This is a genomic window from Pengzhenrongella phosphoraccumulans (genome assembly GCF_045689905.1).
GTDB lineage: Bacteria > Actinomycetota > Actinomycetes > Actinomycetales > Cellulomonadaceae > Pengzhenrongella > Pengzhenrongella phosphoraccumulans.
Window position 1 is genome coordinate 3207457 of the sequence record NZ_CP144210.1, and the last position, 14761, is coordinate 3222217.

Annotated in this window: 13 protein-coding genes; 4 read left to right on the forward strand and 9 right to left on the reverse strand. The window is 68.6% G+C overall.

Annotated elements, in window-relative coordinates:
- Positions 1–47: 47 nt before the first annotated feature.
- Positions 48–410, forward strand: coding sequence for a hypothetical protein (locus VTA80_RS14765; protein ID WP_407341849.1), 363 nt, complete (start codon positions 48–50; stop codon positions 408–410).
- A 268-nt stretch (positions 411–678) separates the two neighbouring features.
- Here VTA80_RS14765 and VTA80_RS14770 read toward each other — a convergent pair whose 3' ends face one another.
- Positions 679–1365: a GGDEF domain-containing protein gene (locus VTA80_RS14770; protein WP_407341850.1), complete on the reverse strand. Its 687-nt coding sequence runs from the start codon at positions 1363–1365 to the stop codon at positions 679–681.
- Between VTA80_RS14770 and VTA80_RS14775 the strand changes: the two genes are divergently transcribed.
- Positions 1324–2046 carry an alpha/beta fold hydrolase gene (locus VTA80_RS14775; protein ID WP_407341851.1) on the forward strand — a complete coding sequence of 241 codons (723 nt, stop codon included), beginning with the start codon at positions 1324–1326 and terminating at the stop codon, positions 2044–2046. The genes VTA80_RS14770 and VTA80_RS14775 overlap by 42 nt on opposite strands.
- 220 nt (positions 2047–2266) lie before the next feature.
- Here VTA80_RS14775 and VTA80_RS14780 read toward each other — a convergent pair whose 3' ends face one another.
- From VTA80_RS14780 to VTA80_RS14790, 3 genes are all read right to left on the reverse strand, one after another.
- A complete protein-coding gene (locus VTA80_RS14780; RefSeq protein ID WP_407341852.1) occupies positions 2267–3397 on the reverse strand; it encodes a sensor histidine kinase in 1131 nt (376 codons plus the stop codon).
- Entirely contained in the window at positions 3390–4061 is a 672-nt protein-coding gene (locus tag VTA80_RS14785) for a response regulator transcription factor (protein WP_407341853.1), read from the reverse strand. Before VTA80_RS14785 ends, VTA80_RS14780 begins: the two co-directional genes overlap by 8 nt.
- A gap of 415 nt (positions 4062–4476) precedes the next feature.
- Positions 4477–4788, reverse strand: coding sequence for an HAAS signaling domain-containing protein (locus VTA80_RS14790; RefSeq protein ID WP_407341854.1), 312 nt, complete (start codon positions 4786–4788; stop codon positions 4477–4479).
- Positions 4789–5179: 391 nt separating this feature from the next.
- Here VTA80_RS14790 and VTA80_RS14795 point away from each other — a divergent pair, with 391 nt between their 5' ends.
- On the forward strand, positions 5180–5413 hold the full coding sequence (locus VTA80_RS14795; RefSeq protein WP_407341855.1) for a lipopolysaccharide assembly protein LapA domain-containing protein: 234 nt from the start codon (positions 5180–5182) through the stop codon (positions 5411–5413).
- A 299-nt stretch (positions 5414–5712) separates the two neighbouring features.
- Here the strand turns inward: VTA80_RS14795 and VTA80_RS14800 are convergent, their stop codons facing one another.
- The 3 genes from VTA80_RS14800 to VTA80_RS14810 all read right to left on the reverse strand — a co-directional run bounded on the left by VTA80_RS14800 (position 5713) and on the right by VTA80_RS14810 (position 9638).
- Positions 5713–6822 (reverse strand): hypothetical protein, encoded by a 1110-nt coding sequence (locus VTA80_RS14800; RefSeq protein WP_407341856.1) that lies wholly within the window; start codon positions 6820–6822, stop codon positions 5713–5715.
- Between the two features lie 625 nt (positions 6823–7447).
- Positions 7448–8695, reverse strand: coding sequence for an IS256 family transposase (locus tag VTA80_RS14805; RefSeq protein WP_407341857.1), 1248 nt, complete (start codon positions 8693–8695; stop codon positions 7448–7450).
- A 694-nt stretch (positions 8696–9389) separates the two neighbouring features.
- Positions 9390–9638: a WhiB family transcriptional regulator gene (locus tag VTA80_RS14810; protein WP_407341858.1), complete on the reverse strand. Its 249-nt coding sequence runs from the start codon at positions 9636–9638 to the stop codon at positions 9390–9392.
- A gap of 1693 nt (positions 9639–11331) precedes the next feature.
- Here VTA80_RS14810 and VTA80_RS14815 point away from each other — a divergent pair.
- Positions 11332–12300, forward strand: a complete 969-nt coding sequence (locus VTA80_RS14815; RefSeq protein WP_407341859.1) for an IS481 family transposase — start codon at positions 11332–11334, stop codon at positions 12298–12300.
- Between the two features lie 13 nt (positions 12301–12313).
- Here VTA80_RS14815 and VTA80_RS14820 read toward each other — a convergent pair whose 3' ends face one another.
- The gene (locus VTA80_RS14820) at positions 12314–13930 is read right to left on the reverse strand and encodes a methyl-accepting chemotaxis protein (RefSeq protein WP_407341860.1); all 1617 of its coding nucleotides are present in this window, start codon (positions 13928–13930) and stop codon (positions 12314–12316) included.
- A 536-nt stretch (positions 13931–14466) separates the two neighbouring features.
- Positions 14467–14760, reverse strand: coding sequence for a hypothetical protein (locus VTA80_RS14825; RefSeq protein WP_407341861.1), 294 nt, complete (start codon positions 14758–14760; stop codon positions 14467–14469).
- Between the last annotated feature and the right edge of the window lies 1 nt (position 14761).

Sequence of the window (14761 nt, forward strand, 5' to 3'; positions counted from 1 at the left end):
TCGGGTCGGCCTTCGGGGGTGAGGCAAAAACGAGAAGGGGAGTTGCGATGGCGGATCAGACGGCGAGGCAGCGGGCGCGGCGCACGGCGCTCGATGCGCAGGCGCGGATGCGTGCGAGGCGGGCGGAGCAGGAGCGGCGGCGCGACGCACTGGGGGTGGAGGTCATCACGGCGCTGGCCGAGCGCGACGCGGTGGTCTCGGTGTGCGAGGCGCGCGCCGGGGCTGCGCTGGTCAAGCTGACCGAGCGGGAAGGACTGAACCTGACCGAGGCGGTCGAGTGGTGCGGCGGCGCGGAACTGCTGACCGCGCGCGAGGCAGCCCGACTTCGGCAAGTGGCACCGCCGACCGGTGGCCCAGGCACCGCTGCGGCGGGGGACGGTGGTTCGGGTGGCGACCATTCAGCCCGGTGAGGCCGGATCGGCGGCCGTCGCGGCCGGGTGCGCGTCACCTGAGGTCGTCGCGCGGTACCGGGCGAAGGTGGTTCAGGTCGACGGCAGCGGGTGTCGGTGGTGGTGGACCGGCGCGGTGAGCGGACGGGGGCACGGCCGGTTCTGGCTGGCGCCGGGGCGGGTCCATAAGCCCGGCCAGGCTGGCAGTGTACCGCGCGAGGCCACCTCGATTCGGGCGAAGGGAGTGCGTGGTACGGGTGGGGCCGGGCCCGGTCACGGACCCCAGTAGTCAGGGATTGGTGACCTCGGGCGGCCGGCGGATCTGTTGGCGTAGACGCAGGAGGGTGGCATCTGCGCGAGCCACGAGCGCGTCGGCGCGCTCGCCCGGGCGCAGGTCCGCCAGCCCGGCCGTCACTGAGGTGTGTTCGGGTCCAAGGACCAGGGCGACGTTCGCCAGGGCCAAGCGTTTTGCGACGTCCTCGATGGTCACCCCCACCAGAGCGCACACGAACTCATCACCCCTGTAACGGAAGATCAGATCGTAGGAGCGCATCTGGGCGGCCAGTGCCTTGGCGACCGCGAGCAGGGTCTTGTCCCCGGCGTCGTGACCGCGTGAGTCGTTGATGTCCTTGAGGTGGTCGACGTCGACGAAGGCCAGCACGAGCGGCGCGCCGGACCGCCTGGCCCGGTCGACCTCATGGTCGAGCTCGACGAATCCTGCGCTGCGCAGGTACACCCCGGTGAGGCCGTCCACCGAGGAGTACTCCCGTTCCCGTGCGGAGGCACCTCGATCGTCGAGTGCGGCGACGCGATCGTGTTCGGCGTGCCCACGCTCGTCGGCCGACGCACCCCGGTCGGGATCGGTCCGCGCCGCAGCCGGGCGATCGTTGTGATCGCGGGCGGCGCGGCACGCCACCCCAGCTACCTCGGTGACTTGGCCGGGCTCGCCGACGAACACGAACTGGTGGTGCCGCATCTGCGGGGCGTGGGCCGCACCCCGGCCCCCACCTTGGTCGAGTCGGGTGGGTACTGGCAGCAGGCCGCCGATATCGAGTCGCTACGCGAGCACCTCGGTGTCGAGCAACTGATCGTGGTAGCGCACTCGGCGGGCACGAGAGTGGCGATCTCCTACGCGGCCCAGCACCCCGACCGGGTCGCGGGCCTCCTGCTCATCACCCCACCCACCGGCTACCTGGTCGACGAGCCCTCCGACATCGACGCCCTTGTCGACGACCGACGCGGTGAGCCAGCCTTCGATGCCGCCATCGTGGCCCTGTTGGCCGGGCCGCAGGGGTCCACCGACGACTCGTTTAACGGCTGGCAGCGACTCACCGCTCCCGCGAGCTACGCCAGGTGGGATGGTGTGAGCCAAGCGCACGCTCGCGCGGGGCGGTGGAGCCTTGCCGCAGCGCAAGCGTTCTTCAGCACAGACCCACCCCCCGACCTCACCGCGCGTATCCGACACGTGCACGCACCGGTGCTGGTCATGGCCGGCGCCCAGGACTGCTTCACCGGTGTCGCCCCGCAAGTCGCCCTGGCCGCGCTGTTCCCCAACGGCCGCTGCGTCGTGATCGATCACTGCGGCCACTACCCGTGGGTCGAACAGCCCCGCGCATTTCGCACCGACGCAGACCAGTTTCTCGATCCGCTCACCTAATCAGTGGTGACCGACGCCGACTCACCGCCCCACGCTTGACGACCGTCGTCCCCGCCGATCCAGCACGTGCGGGCGCCGAGCAAGGGTTGCTCCCTCTGAATCTCGCCCTTCGCCTGGCCTACCAGGTGGAAATGACCGAGGAACTGCGTGCTGCGCTGACGTCGCGGACCCTGATCGACCAGACCCTCGGGATCATCATGAGTCAGACGTCGTGCAGGCGTCAGTGGGACATCCCGGCCGAGAGAGCATCGCCGGCTGGGCCTGCGCCCGCGTCGTCAGCGCTCGGGGCCTCGGGCGCGAACCTGCCCAGGGCTGAGGTAACGGGGATCTCGACCGAGAGCTGCGCGCCGCCCTCGGCGGCGGTGCCGGCGCGCAGGTGGCCGCCCCGGGCGTTGACGACGCCCCGGACGAGCCCGAGCCCGAGCCCGGTCTGCGAGAGCTCGTCCCGCGGGATCTCGAGGTCACCGTCCGCCTCGCCGTTGATGACGGCGATCAGCTCCTGGCTCAGGCCAGGCCCGGAGTCGGCGACGCTGATGCTGATCCAGCCGGCGTCGCGGTGCCCGCTCAGTCGCACCGTGTCGCCATCTCGCGTGTAGCGCAGGGCGTTCTCGATCAGGGTGTCCAGGCACGCGCGCAGGCGTTCGGCGGAGCCGTCGTAGGCCCCGGCCCGGGCGTCCACCACCCAGCGCCGGTCGGCCACCTGCGCCCAGCGCTCGACCGTCTGGGAGAGCAGCACGTCCAGGTCGACGCGCTCGAGCTCGGCGCCGCCCTGCAGCCGGATCACGCGCACCAGGCGCTCGGTGACGCGGGTGAGCCGGTCCAGCTCGTCGTCGACCACGGCGAGGTCGCGGCGCTGCTGGGGATCGAGCTCGCGCTCGAGCAGGAGCTCGACGTACCCGCGGGCGATCGTCAGCGGGGTGCGCAGCTCGTGCGAGGTGAGCCGGGTCAGGCGCTCACGATCCAGGGCCTGCGCGCGCTCGCGGTCGGCCATCACGGTCACCGCGGCGAGCGCGAACTGACGGCGTCGCACGCTCCACAGGGCGAGCACCATGAGCACGGACATCAGGGGGATCTCGGTGGTCTCCTGCCACACGAGCAAGCCGGTCGCCGCATGCACCACGAGGACGGCTCCCGTGGCGATCGTGTACAGGGCCAGCCCGGTCACTGCCCGGCGGAGCCGCCAGTCACCCAGGCCGTACAGCAGGGCGAACGACGCCCAGGCCACGTGGTACGGGATCGTCTCCTCGCCCGGCCACACCCACATCGCCGCGGTGCACACCGCGGCGATCGCGAGCCACGGGTAGTACAGGTCCCAGCGGGGTGGCGCCTTCTCGGACACGGGGTCATTCACCGTGGAAGCAGTAGCCGACCCGGCGGATCGTCTCGATCGGCGGATCGGGCTGCAGCTTGTTGCGCAGCCGCCGGATGCAGACCTCCACGACGTTGCTGCCGGGGTCGAAGTCCATGTCCCAGACGTCGTGCAGCAGCTCCTCGCGGCGGCATACCTCGCCCCGGCGGCGCATGAGGTGGGCGAGCAGGGTGAACTCGCGCTCCGTGAGGGAGACCTCGCGGTCGGCCAGCCGGACGCAACGTCGCTCGAGGTCGAGCCGGATGCCGCCCGCTTCGATGAACCGGTTGTCGGTCCGCGGGACCCGCTTCGCGCCGAGGTGCCGACGTGTCCGCGCGAGCAGCTCGACGAGGGAGAACGGTTTGGCGATGACGTCGACCGCGCCCCGGTCGAGGGCCTGTACCCGGGTCGCGATGTCGGTCGCCCCGGAGAGCACGATCACCGGGGTCTCGTCGTGACGCTGACGCAGCGACGAGAGCACGGTGAGCCCGTTGCAGCGAGGCATCATCAGGTCGAGGAGCACCAGGTCGACGTCGCCCGTCGTGAGCCGGTTCAGCGCGCCGACGCCGTCACCGAACGACACGACGCTGTGCCCCTCCGACGCCAGGGATCGCGTGATGAGCGCACGGATCCGCTCCTCGTCGTCCACAACCATCACCGTGCTCACCGCGCCCCCGCCCTACGACCGCCTGGTGTGGCGGTTGCCCCCACCCCCGTCGCGCGGGAGCTGGTAAGCAACTGTTACTCGTTGACGAGCGTGAGATGGCGCAAAACGGACAACTTCACCCGGCGCGGGCAACACTTCGCCCGCACGAGGGCCCGCGGGCGTCGTCTGGGGGCCGCGACATGGTCGACGCCCCATCGGAAGTCGTGACCCTACTCGACGACCGACGCGTCGAGCCAGGGAAGAAGTCAGGGTGCAGGCCTCGGGTCGCCGGCGCCGAAGAGAACCGCGGGGCCCAACCGGCCGCGCTGGCCGCCGAAGATCACTTCTGCCACTCAGGTCGCCGGCGACCCAGCGGTTCGCCACACTTATACGGTGCTCGACATCATCGGCGAACAACACCGTCGCCGGTCCTGGCTCATCGCTGCGAACTCATTGCCAAAGTCGTTCGTCCCTGATCTCGCGCAGCGTCGGCGTGGCTGGTCGTCAGGGTGCCAATCCACGTCGGCCACCCGGACTTGGGAGCTGTGGCTGGCGACTGCCGGTGTCCGGTCTCGGCGGCGATGCCTTCAACGGGGCCGAGGCGCGTGAGCACGCATTCGACCTCGGCGGTGCCGAAGTTGCTGAGGCCGTCGAGTGAGGCCTCGAGGTGTTCGCGGATCGAGGCGAGCACGTCGGCGCGCTCGGCCTGGACGACCCCGATGAGCGCGCGCTCGAGGTCGTCGAGCATCGAGCCACAGGACCCGCTCGACCTTGGGGTCGGACCAGGTATGGACGATGACGGGGATGGGCCACGGAACAGAATCCTTCAAAGACTGAGGTTCACGCTCTCGCATGCCGGATAAAGGGTACCGAGTCCCCTTTGGATGGCGACTGAGAATTCGGGCCGCCCCTGCACGGGCGCCATCACGTCCTCACGCCCCTTCGAATCGCCCAGCTTGAGCAGTACCGTTGAAGTACTCACCCACACCAGGGGTCGGAGGCAGTCCATGACTTCAGACACGTCGCCATCCCGACCGAGTGGCCCGTCGATCACTCCGCCGACACGTCCGGATGCAACGAGCTTCCCGCCGAGTGGCTCCGCCCCGACGCGCGCGGCCGCTGCGTGGTTCGCTACCGCGGTGGCGCTTGTTCTCTTGGTGCTGCTCATCGTCTTGATCCTGCAGAACCAAGACGTCGTCGAGGTGCATTACCTCGGCCTCACCGGATCGGTCCCGCTCGGCACAGCGCTGCTCATCGCGGCGGTCGCGGGTGCTGCCATCGTCGCGATCGTCGGAGTCATCCGACTCACGCAACTGCGCGTCAAGGGCCACCGAGCACGGCGCCTGGAAGCTAAGCGCGAGAAGAAGCCTTGATTGACGCGCCAGGGTCACGCCCCACCAGTAGCACCTCCTCAGCATTCCCCGACAAATCCAGGTGCAGCGTCTAGGTCGTGAAAGTCGTCCTCTGCGACCCGCCGCCGTCCGGCGCACCACCGGTTCGCGACAGGTATGCGCTGTGTCGTACGTCGTACGAGGTGGGCCGGTGCGGGGCCATCTGCGGCCTGGACCCGTTCGCGGGCAGGCTCGCCGCGTAAGAGTGCCGCCGGTTCGTCCACGGGTGCGGTGGACGACCACCGAGCGCGAGAGTCGCGCCGGGCCGACCGTGTGGGTAGTCAGCCCACCATGTCGGCCAGGCGATCCATCGCTGGCGCTGGCGCCTCGCCGGGCATCGCCGCACTTGTGCCGAGCGTCGCGGCCGCGAGGCCGCGGGCGACGCTCGGCCCACCGTTGCCGGAAACGGCTACGTCGGCCGGGGCGGCTACCTCTGCGGTGGGCGACCAAGCGCGCAGCATCGCTCCGAGCCGCTGCTTGTCAGCACGGGTGAACATGGCCGAGTTGGCGATCTTGGCCATGGCGGCACGGTTCTGGGCGACGGCTTCCACTGGGTCACCGCGGTCGGCCGCTGCCTGGCGCTTGTTGAGTTCGTCCCCGCAGAAGCTCTCCCAGTCGTCGCGCGCCACGCGGGTGTCGATGCGCAGGACCATGTAGTCGATGCCGGCCACGGCCGCCAGGTGGTCCGGCGCATCTCCGCGCATCAGCTGGCCGTCCTTGATCCACAGATCGTCATTGAAGCGCGACTCCTCGTTGAGCAGAACCCAGAAGCCTTCGCGCAACACGAGCGTGTCGGAGTTGGCGACGTCGTCCTCTGCGCCGGTCCACCGGTGGTCCAGGCTCAGGACGAGGTTCTTCTTGCCGCTGCCGAGCAGGGTGTCGAGCCCTTGGGCGACCACGTTGCCGACGGCGCCTGCTGCTGCTGCAGCTGCTGGCCCGCCGACCAGGCCTGTGACGCTCGAGACCAGGTTCAGCAGGCCAGGCATCGCATCGGAGTTCTGGAAGGCGACCAGACCCATGATCACTTCCACGCTCCCGCCCGTGAACGGCAGGAGCGGGGAGACGGCCTTGTTGACCAAGATCGTTCGGCCGAGCGAGGAAGACTCCAGCGCTGCCAGGTCGTTGGACCCCGCTACCCGGATGAACTCGCTCGTGCCGCCGGCCGAGGAGGTGGTCACCACGGCTGCGACCCCGGGGATGTACGTCTTGGTGAGGAATCGATCATGGGCCAGATGCACGCTGAGCGCGGAGACCTGGAAGTAGACCTCTTGGGATCTGGCGGGCTGCGGGGAGATCGACTCACCGATGACGTGGGTGTCCGGGACGCGGAAGTAGTTGAGCCGGACGGCCTCGGGGCGGATCAGGTTTCGCAGAGCAGCGATGACGTCCATGAGGCACTCCCAGTGGGAACGGGTTGGTTTGACCTTTTTCGTACCATATTGCCGGTGGGTGGCATCGGCGATCGGGGAGCCCGCGGCCGATTCGCGGCACCTTGGCTGGCGACAACCTCTGGCGCACCTGGTGCCCGGCGCGGCGCCAGAGGTCGCTGACGGGCAGCCGGGTGGGCATACCTGACGCCGCGACCGACACCTCCCAGACCCTGGTGGGCGCCGCGGCGACCCCCGGCGCACCCGATCCAGCAACGGCGGCACGCAACTTCCTCGACGCGTGCGTCGACATCGAGCAGACCCTCAAGTTGCGGCACGAGCTGAGTGACGTGCACAGGCTGGGCCAGGTCCTCCATGAGGTCTGGCCCGCGACGCCGTGGTGCGCGGGTACTGGGACCAGCTGGGCGCTTTCGTCCAGCTATGGCGTGTCTCCGCGACGCCGCTTCGCACCAACCAAGCTGCGCGACGGCCGGCTGGGGCCGGCGAGAGTGGCGCTGCTCGACACCCCCCAAATTCGTGCGTCGAGTGGGAGGGTGGAGTTGTCGGGGGCTCGTTGGGCCCGCCACGTGGCGACGTGGTCAAGTCCTGGGGAGTGGTGTAGCGGTTCGGCGTGATTCTTCGCGGTGAGCTATGCGCTCAGGGTGTTCAGGGTGGGTGCGTCCTCCTGGTTGTGGTGGGGGTTGTCGATGAGGGTCAGTCGGGCTCGGCTCAGGACCTCCAGGCCGAAGTAGCGGCGTCCTTCGGCCCATTCGTCGTGCTGCTCGGCCAACACGGCGCCGACGAGTCGGATGATGCTGGTGCGGTCGGGGAAGATCCCCACGACGTCGGTGCGCCGGCGGATCTCCCTGTTCAACCGCTCGTTGGGGTTGTTCGACCAGACCTGGCGCCACAGCGCCTTGGGGAACGTCGCGAACGCCAGGACGTCCGCCCGGGCGCCGTCCAGGTGCGCGTGCACGGCCGGCAGCTGGGTTTCGACGGCGTCCAGGAGCTTGTCGAACTGGGCGTTGACCGCGGGTTCGTCGACCTGGTCGTAGGTGGAGTGGAGCATGGCCTTGACCGCGGGCCAGGCCGACTTCGGACACACGCTCATCAGGTTCGCCGCGTAGTGGGTGCGGCACCGTTGCCAGGTCGCCCCGGGCAGGGTCGCCCCGATCGCCTCGACCAGACCGGCGTGCGCGTCGGAAGTGATGAGCTGGACGCCGGTCAGGCCGCGGGCGACCAGGTCGCGGAAGAACGTCAACCACCCGGCCCCGGACTCGGCGGAGGCGACCTGGACGCCCAGGATCTCCCTGAATCCGTCGCCGTTGACGCCGGTGGCGACCATGACGGCGACCTTGACTACCCGCCCGCCCTCGCGGACCTTCATCGTCAGCGCGTCCGCGGCCAGGAACGTGTAGGGGCCGGCGTCCAGGGGTCGGGTGCGGAAGTCCTCGACCTGGGCGTCCAGGTCCCTGGCCATCACTGAGACCTGCGACCGCGACAGCCCGGTGATGCCCAACGACTGGACGAGTTTGTCCATCCGGCGGGTCGAGACGCCGAGCAGGTAGCAGGTCGCTACGACCGAGGTCAGGGCGGCCTCGGCGCGGCGGCGCCGCTCGAGGAGCCACTCGGGGAAGTAGGTGCCGGCCCGCAGCTTGGGGATCGCCACGTCCAGGGTCCCGGTGCGGGTGTCCAGGTCGCGGTGGCGGTACCCGTTGCGCTGGGTGGTGCGGGCCTCGCTGACCTGGCCCCAGGCCGCGCCGCACACGGCGTCGGCGTCGGCGGACAGCAGGGTGTTGATGAACGTGGTGAGCATCTGACGCATCAGGTCCGGAGAGGACTGGGCCAGGTGCTCGTGCAGGAAGTCAGCAGGGTCAATACTCGACGGAGCGGTCATCGTGTTGTCCTCTTCGAGTGGGCTTTGGACGGTCTCTCGAAGGATCACGCGGTGGCCGCGCCTACGTCTACGTTCTCGACGACGACACGACCACCGGGCTACCGGTACACCACTCTGCTGGACTCAACTGGCGACGTGCCGTCTCCGGTCTGGACCGCAATGTCGGTGCGCTCAACCTCTGATGACGCCCGGCACATCGGCGGGTTTGGCGCCGTCGAGCAGGCCGATGCTGAGCTGCTCGCTGGCGATGTCTCTGGGGCGCTGAACCTCGCCATCCGCCGTGCTCACCAGGAGGAGTTGAGCGAAGGGTTGCGTGCTGCGCTTCAATCGCGGACCCTGTGCCGTCAGGGTGGTGGTCGAGCAAGCCGAACAATCAATCGCCGAGGTCGACACCGCTCGCGACGGGACTCCACCGAGTTGCTGTCCACCAGGCAGAACGAGGCCTCAGGGCCGAGTGCCGCCGACTGGTGGTGGTGCGAGCGGTCGCGGTGAGCGTTGCGTGGGCACGTCTGCTCGGCCCTGAATCTCGCTCGTGGGGAGTCGGGTCGTGAGCGCCGACGTCCAGCGCAGCACTCTCGATTCCTGATTGTTGTCGCTCATCGCATCCCTTCGCTTGTCCCCGCCGCAGCGGGGTCGGTGATGCGGCGGATGAGGGCGTTGCCCACCCCCGCCCATCGAGACTGGTCTGAGGCCGTCAACTCCTACGGCGCTGGCGCGCAGTTCGACGCCTGAGTGAACGCCGCTCATCCTCGGACAAGCCTCCCGATACGCCGGCGTCTTGTCCGGACTCGAGCGACCACGCCAGGCAGGTGTCGATCACTGGGCAGCGATGACAGATCACCCTCGCCTGTTCGAGCTGGTGCTGGGCGGGACCCGCAGTCCCGATCGGGAAGAACAGTTCCGGGTCCTCATTCACGCACGCGGCATGGTGGCGCCAATTCATGGGTTCTCCAAACAATGATTCGAACGCGCTCGGGAAACGAGCAACGTTCGGGAGTCGAAAGGGGCAAAAGGTGGGGCAGAACTGCTCCGGAAAGAGATTTACAGTCGCTCGGCCGTCGCGCTAGGGACATAGGTCCTGGTAGGTCCGCCCGTCCGCGGTCGTTTGTCCTTTGGTGGGCGAGGTTGAGCACCGCGTTGTCTGCGTTCGGTCTGGATGCGACCGTCCAACCCCTACGTCGTGCCCCGGATGCGTACATAACGCCGGTGAGCTCGCGTGATTGACCGTGTTCTCACCGATCTCACCCGGTGAGCTTGTTGTCGGACGTCAAGTCCGAGCAGCACCCCGCCGATTGCTTCATGAGCGGGGCGCCGGACACCGTACGAACAGGAGTGATGGAGTTGGACGAGCTGGACGTGGACGCCCTGTTCACCCAACTGGAGAATCTGCACGTCGCGGGGGCACTGACCCCATCCGAGTTGGGCGCCAAGGCCGCTGCGACCACGCGAGGATGCACGAACTACTGGCCTCACCGCGACGCACAGCCACCACGACCCAGCCGATGGCTTCTCAGTGCCTGCGCGAGAACGCCCGGGTGCGCTCAAAGGTCGTGCTTATGGTTTTCCGAAGGCGACGCGGCACTCTGAACAAGCCGACGATTCGTTCCGCGGGGCGCCGTCCGGACGAGTCAAGTCGTCAACTCGTGCGTCGCCCTACTACGAGGAGATCCACCGCGAGCGACAATCCACCGCCATTTCGATGTGCCCACACCGGGTCCTCCAAACACGATGAGCACACACGCGCGGCAACATTCGGGGGCGCTTCGCGGTTCGCTGTGAACGTTCCTCCTGGGTAGCTGTTCACGCGTGTTTTCGCTGCTGGCGCGCTACGTTTGGCGCCACGGCCCCCGTCACGGGCGCGTGAGGAAGTAGTGCATGACCCACCGGATAATATCAACTACGAGATGTTGTGACGGGCTTGCCCTTTCTCCCTTTCTCCCTTTCTCCCTTTCATGCGCTGGCTGGGGCACAAGAGGAGACGTGGGAGAGGGTAAGGGGCGGTGGTGTGCACCGATATCGTGGTTGCCCTTTGGGCAAGATGGAGTGTCGGTCCCCGCCCCGCGTTCCTAGGTGAGCACCACGACAGCCGCGACGACGGCGAGCGCCAGCAGTCCCATCGCGGCAAGGATGGATCGTCGCTGGACGCTTCGGCCCCCGGAGGGTTGGATATCCGCTGTCGCGCTGCTGTGATTTCGCGCCGGGCCGGGCCGGCAATGAGGAGCAGCAGGCATGGCAGGCAGTAGACCAGGGCGCACAGATAGGGCACTGGCCCCGCCACCGATGGGCACGTCAGCGGCGTTCAGACGTTCGATCGCGACGGGGTAGGGGAAGGCGTTGGGCACGTCCACGCCGGTGGCTAAGGTGACGATCGTCGAACCGGGGCGGGTCGCAAGTCGACGACCGCGCAGCAACCTCTCCCCGGCGACTCTCTGGGGGTACCGGGCCACCGTGGAACCCAGGGCGAGTTTGCTACCGCGCGGTGATGATCAAGGGCGGCAGCCCGTGAATGACTCGGGCGAGACACGCGCGATCTAGTTGTACTCGGCCACGAGGTTGGTGACGGTTGGGGTGTTGACGTGAGGAGGACCTCCGGGCGTAGTGGAGATGTCTGACGTCTTCACCAACCGGAGGTCCTCGTGTCTCACGCTAACGCGCGGCTCACGCCGCATGGCAGATGGTTGCTCGTTCAGCGCGTGCGGGTGCACGGTCGCCCGGTCGCCCACGTCGCCCGGGAGCTCGGTGTCTCGCGCCAGTGCGCGCACCGCTGGGTCGCGCGTTACGACCAGCTCGGCCGGGCCGGCCTGCTGGACAGGTCGTGCCGTCCCCGCGCCAATCCCCGCGCGACCCCGACGAGCGTGGTCGAGGCCGTGGTCGCTGAACGGGTGCGCTCCCGGTGCGGGCCGGACGAACTGTCCCGGACCACCGGGGTCCCCGCGCGCACGATCTCGCGGGTCCTGCGCCGCGCAGGGGTGCCCTACCTGTGGCAGTGCGACCCGATCACCGGCGACGTGATCCGCGCCTCGAAAGCCACCGCCCGGCGCTACGAGCACGACCGGCCCGGTGACCTGGTCCACCTGGACGTCAAGAAGATCGGCCGCATTCCCGACGGCGGCGGCTGGAAATCTCACGGCCGCGCGGCCGGATCCACTTCCCTGCGCCGCAAGACCCGGCTCGGTTTCGACTACGTCCACTCCGCGGTCGATGACCACTCCCGGGTCGCGTACTCCGAGATCCTGCCCGACGAGAAGGGCCCGACCGGTGCCGAGTTCACCGACCGCGCGCTGGACTACTTCGCTGCCTTGGGTGCGCCGGTGCGCGCGATCCTGACCGACAACCACTGGTCCTACTCCCGCAGCCGGGACCTGCGCGAGGTCCTGGCAGCACACGGCGCCGACCACTGGTTCATCAAGGCGCACTGCCCGTGGCAAAACGGCAAGGTCGAACGCTTCAACCGGACTCTGGCCACCGAGTGGGCCTACCGGCGCCCCTACCTGTCCAACGACAAACGCACCGCGGCCTACCCCGCCTGGCTCCACCGGTACAACAATGAACGACACCACTACGCCGTCGGCGGACCACCAATCAGCCGACTGTCACCAACGTGATGGCCGAGTACATCTAGTAGGTGAATGCCGAGATGCGCTCGTGTAGGTCGGCGGACATCCGGGCGAGCTCGTTGACCGACCCGCCCATCTGGATCAGGACCTCGCTGGACGTGGCCGCGCCGGAGGCGACCCCGGTGATGTTCGAGGCGATCTCGCCGGAACCGGTGGCGGCTTCGGCGACGGACCGGGACATCTCGTTCGTGGTGGCAGTCTGCTCCTCGACGGCGGAGGCGATGGTGAGCTGGTAGTCGTTGATCGAGGCAATGATGGCGCTGATCTCGCCGATCGCCGCGACGGCGCCGGTCGTGTCGGCCTGGATGGCCTCGACGCGGCGGGTGATCTCCTCGGTGGCGCGGGCGGTCTCGCGGGCGAGCTCCTTGACTTCCCCGGCGACCACGGCGAACCCCTTGCCGGCTTCACCGGCGCGGGCGGCTTCGATGGTCGCGTTCAGCGCGAGCAGGTTCGTCTGATCGGCGATGGAGGTGATGGCCTTGACAACTGTGCCGATCTCGCCGGAGGAGATCCCGAGGCGGGTGATGAGGTCGGTGGTGGACGCGGCGACGCCGGTGGCGCGGTCGGCGACCTTGGCAGCCTCGTTGGCGTTCTGGGCGATCTCCCGGATGGAGGCGCCCATCTGTTCGGCTCCGGCCGCGACGGTCTGCACGTTGCGGGACACTTCTTCGGCGGCAGCTGCCACGACCCCGGCCCGTGCGCTGGTCTCTTCGGACCCGGCGGTGACCTGCGAGTTCGCGGCCGAGAGCTCCTCGGCTGCGGCGGCCACGGTCTGCGCGGTCTCGCCGACCCCGGTCAGGGTCTCGCGCAGCGACGCCTGCGCTCGGGTGAGCGAGCGAGCCATGTCACCGACCTCGTCCCGGTTCGGGATGTCGGCCGCGACGGTGAGGTCGCCGTCAGCCATTGCGGTCAGTGCCAGGTTGCATTGGCGAAGGGGACGCACGATCGACCGAGTGATGCTCGTGCCGAGTCCGGCCGCGATCAGCACCGCGAGGCCACCGGCGAGGAGCACCTGCAGCCGCGCGCCGGACGCGGCGGCGTCGGCGGCGTCGTCCAGGGCGAAGATCCGGGCATCGACGCTCGCCTGGAGCTCGGTGGTGGTATCGAGCAAGTTGCTCCAGGAGGTGTCGAGACCCCCCTCCAGGATCTCGTGGGCGGCATCGAGAGACGCCGCGGTGCCCTCAGCGATCAGGCCCATCATCGAGTCGGTGAGGGCGAAGTAGTCCGTCCACTGCTTGTCGAGGGAATCCATGAGCACCCGCTCGGGCGGGGTCAGGGGATGGGCCTTGAGGGTGATCAGGAGGGCGTCGCCGGCCGCTCGCGACTCGTTCAGGCCCATCACGTTGGTGTTGTCTGCCGCGACCGCGGCGGCGGGGCCAGCAACGAGCGCGTCGACGAACACGTAGCCCTGCCACCCACTGACGTCGGCGTCGAGGTAGCGCAGCTGGAGCACATCGGTGCGTAGCTCATGTAGCGCTGTTGTCTGCTGCGCGAGGGCTCGCTGGCGGGCCGAGCCGTTGAGCCCTGCGGCGGCCACGACCATGAGCAGTAAGCACAGGACGGCGAATGCCGCAGCGAGCCTGCGGCCGAGGGACAGGTAGGTCAGTGGATTGCGCATGCCACTTCCAATTCCGTGACGGCGACGGAGCGTCGCTCTGGGAGGGGCAGACCGATCGGTTCGGCCGTGAGGGCAGCCTGCCGGCCGTCTCATCGAATCTCCTATCGACCGATGAGTGGCAGTTCGTACCCAGCCGTCCGCCGGAACTTGATGACCGCCGAGTCAGACGATGACCACGGCGCGGCTGGCGACGATGAAGTGCCCGTCTGCCACCGATGCAGTGGTGGCACTCGGCGCTCAGCGCCTGCTGTGCGCTGCCGCCGGGCACCACTTCACGCCAACTACGACGTGTTCGGTTTTGGGTCCTTCAGACGGAGTCCGCTGGACTTCGACAGCGCTGCGACAGGACCTAGTTTGTCGGCTCGGTTGGCTGCGTTGCTGAGCCATGCCCGTGACGCGATTTGCGATCATGACCTGCGCGTCACAGCCATGACCACCGAGGTCACGCGCCTCAGCGCCTGACAACTGCGCCCGGGATTCACCGGAGCCCTCCCGACTGCAAGCGTGGGACCGAAGTTCGTGCCGGGCTGAGCCTGTTACTCGGAGACGACCGGGTGGAACGACGCCGACATCGAGTTCATGTCGATCTTCGACATGAACTCCAGAGCGACCGGGCTGGTGTCCCGCGCCGCCCCGCCCGCGGCGTGCTCCATGTTGGTGTAGCGCAGCACCAGCACCCACTCGCCGTTCTCGCTGCGGGTGGCCTCGCGCCGCTCGAGGCCGGGGAGGGTGGGAGCGACCTCCCGCTGGAACCGGTCGTTGATCGCGAGCATCTCCTGGTTGCTCACGTCGGGCTTCGCGTGGAATCGGACGATCTGTAGGACTGACATG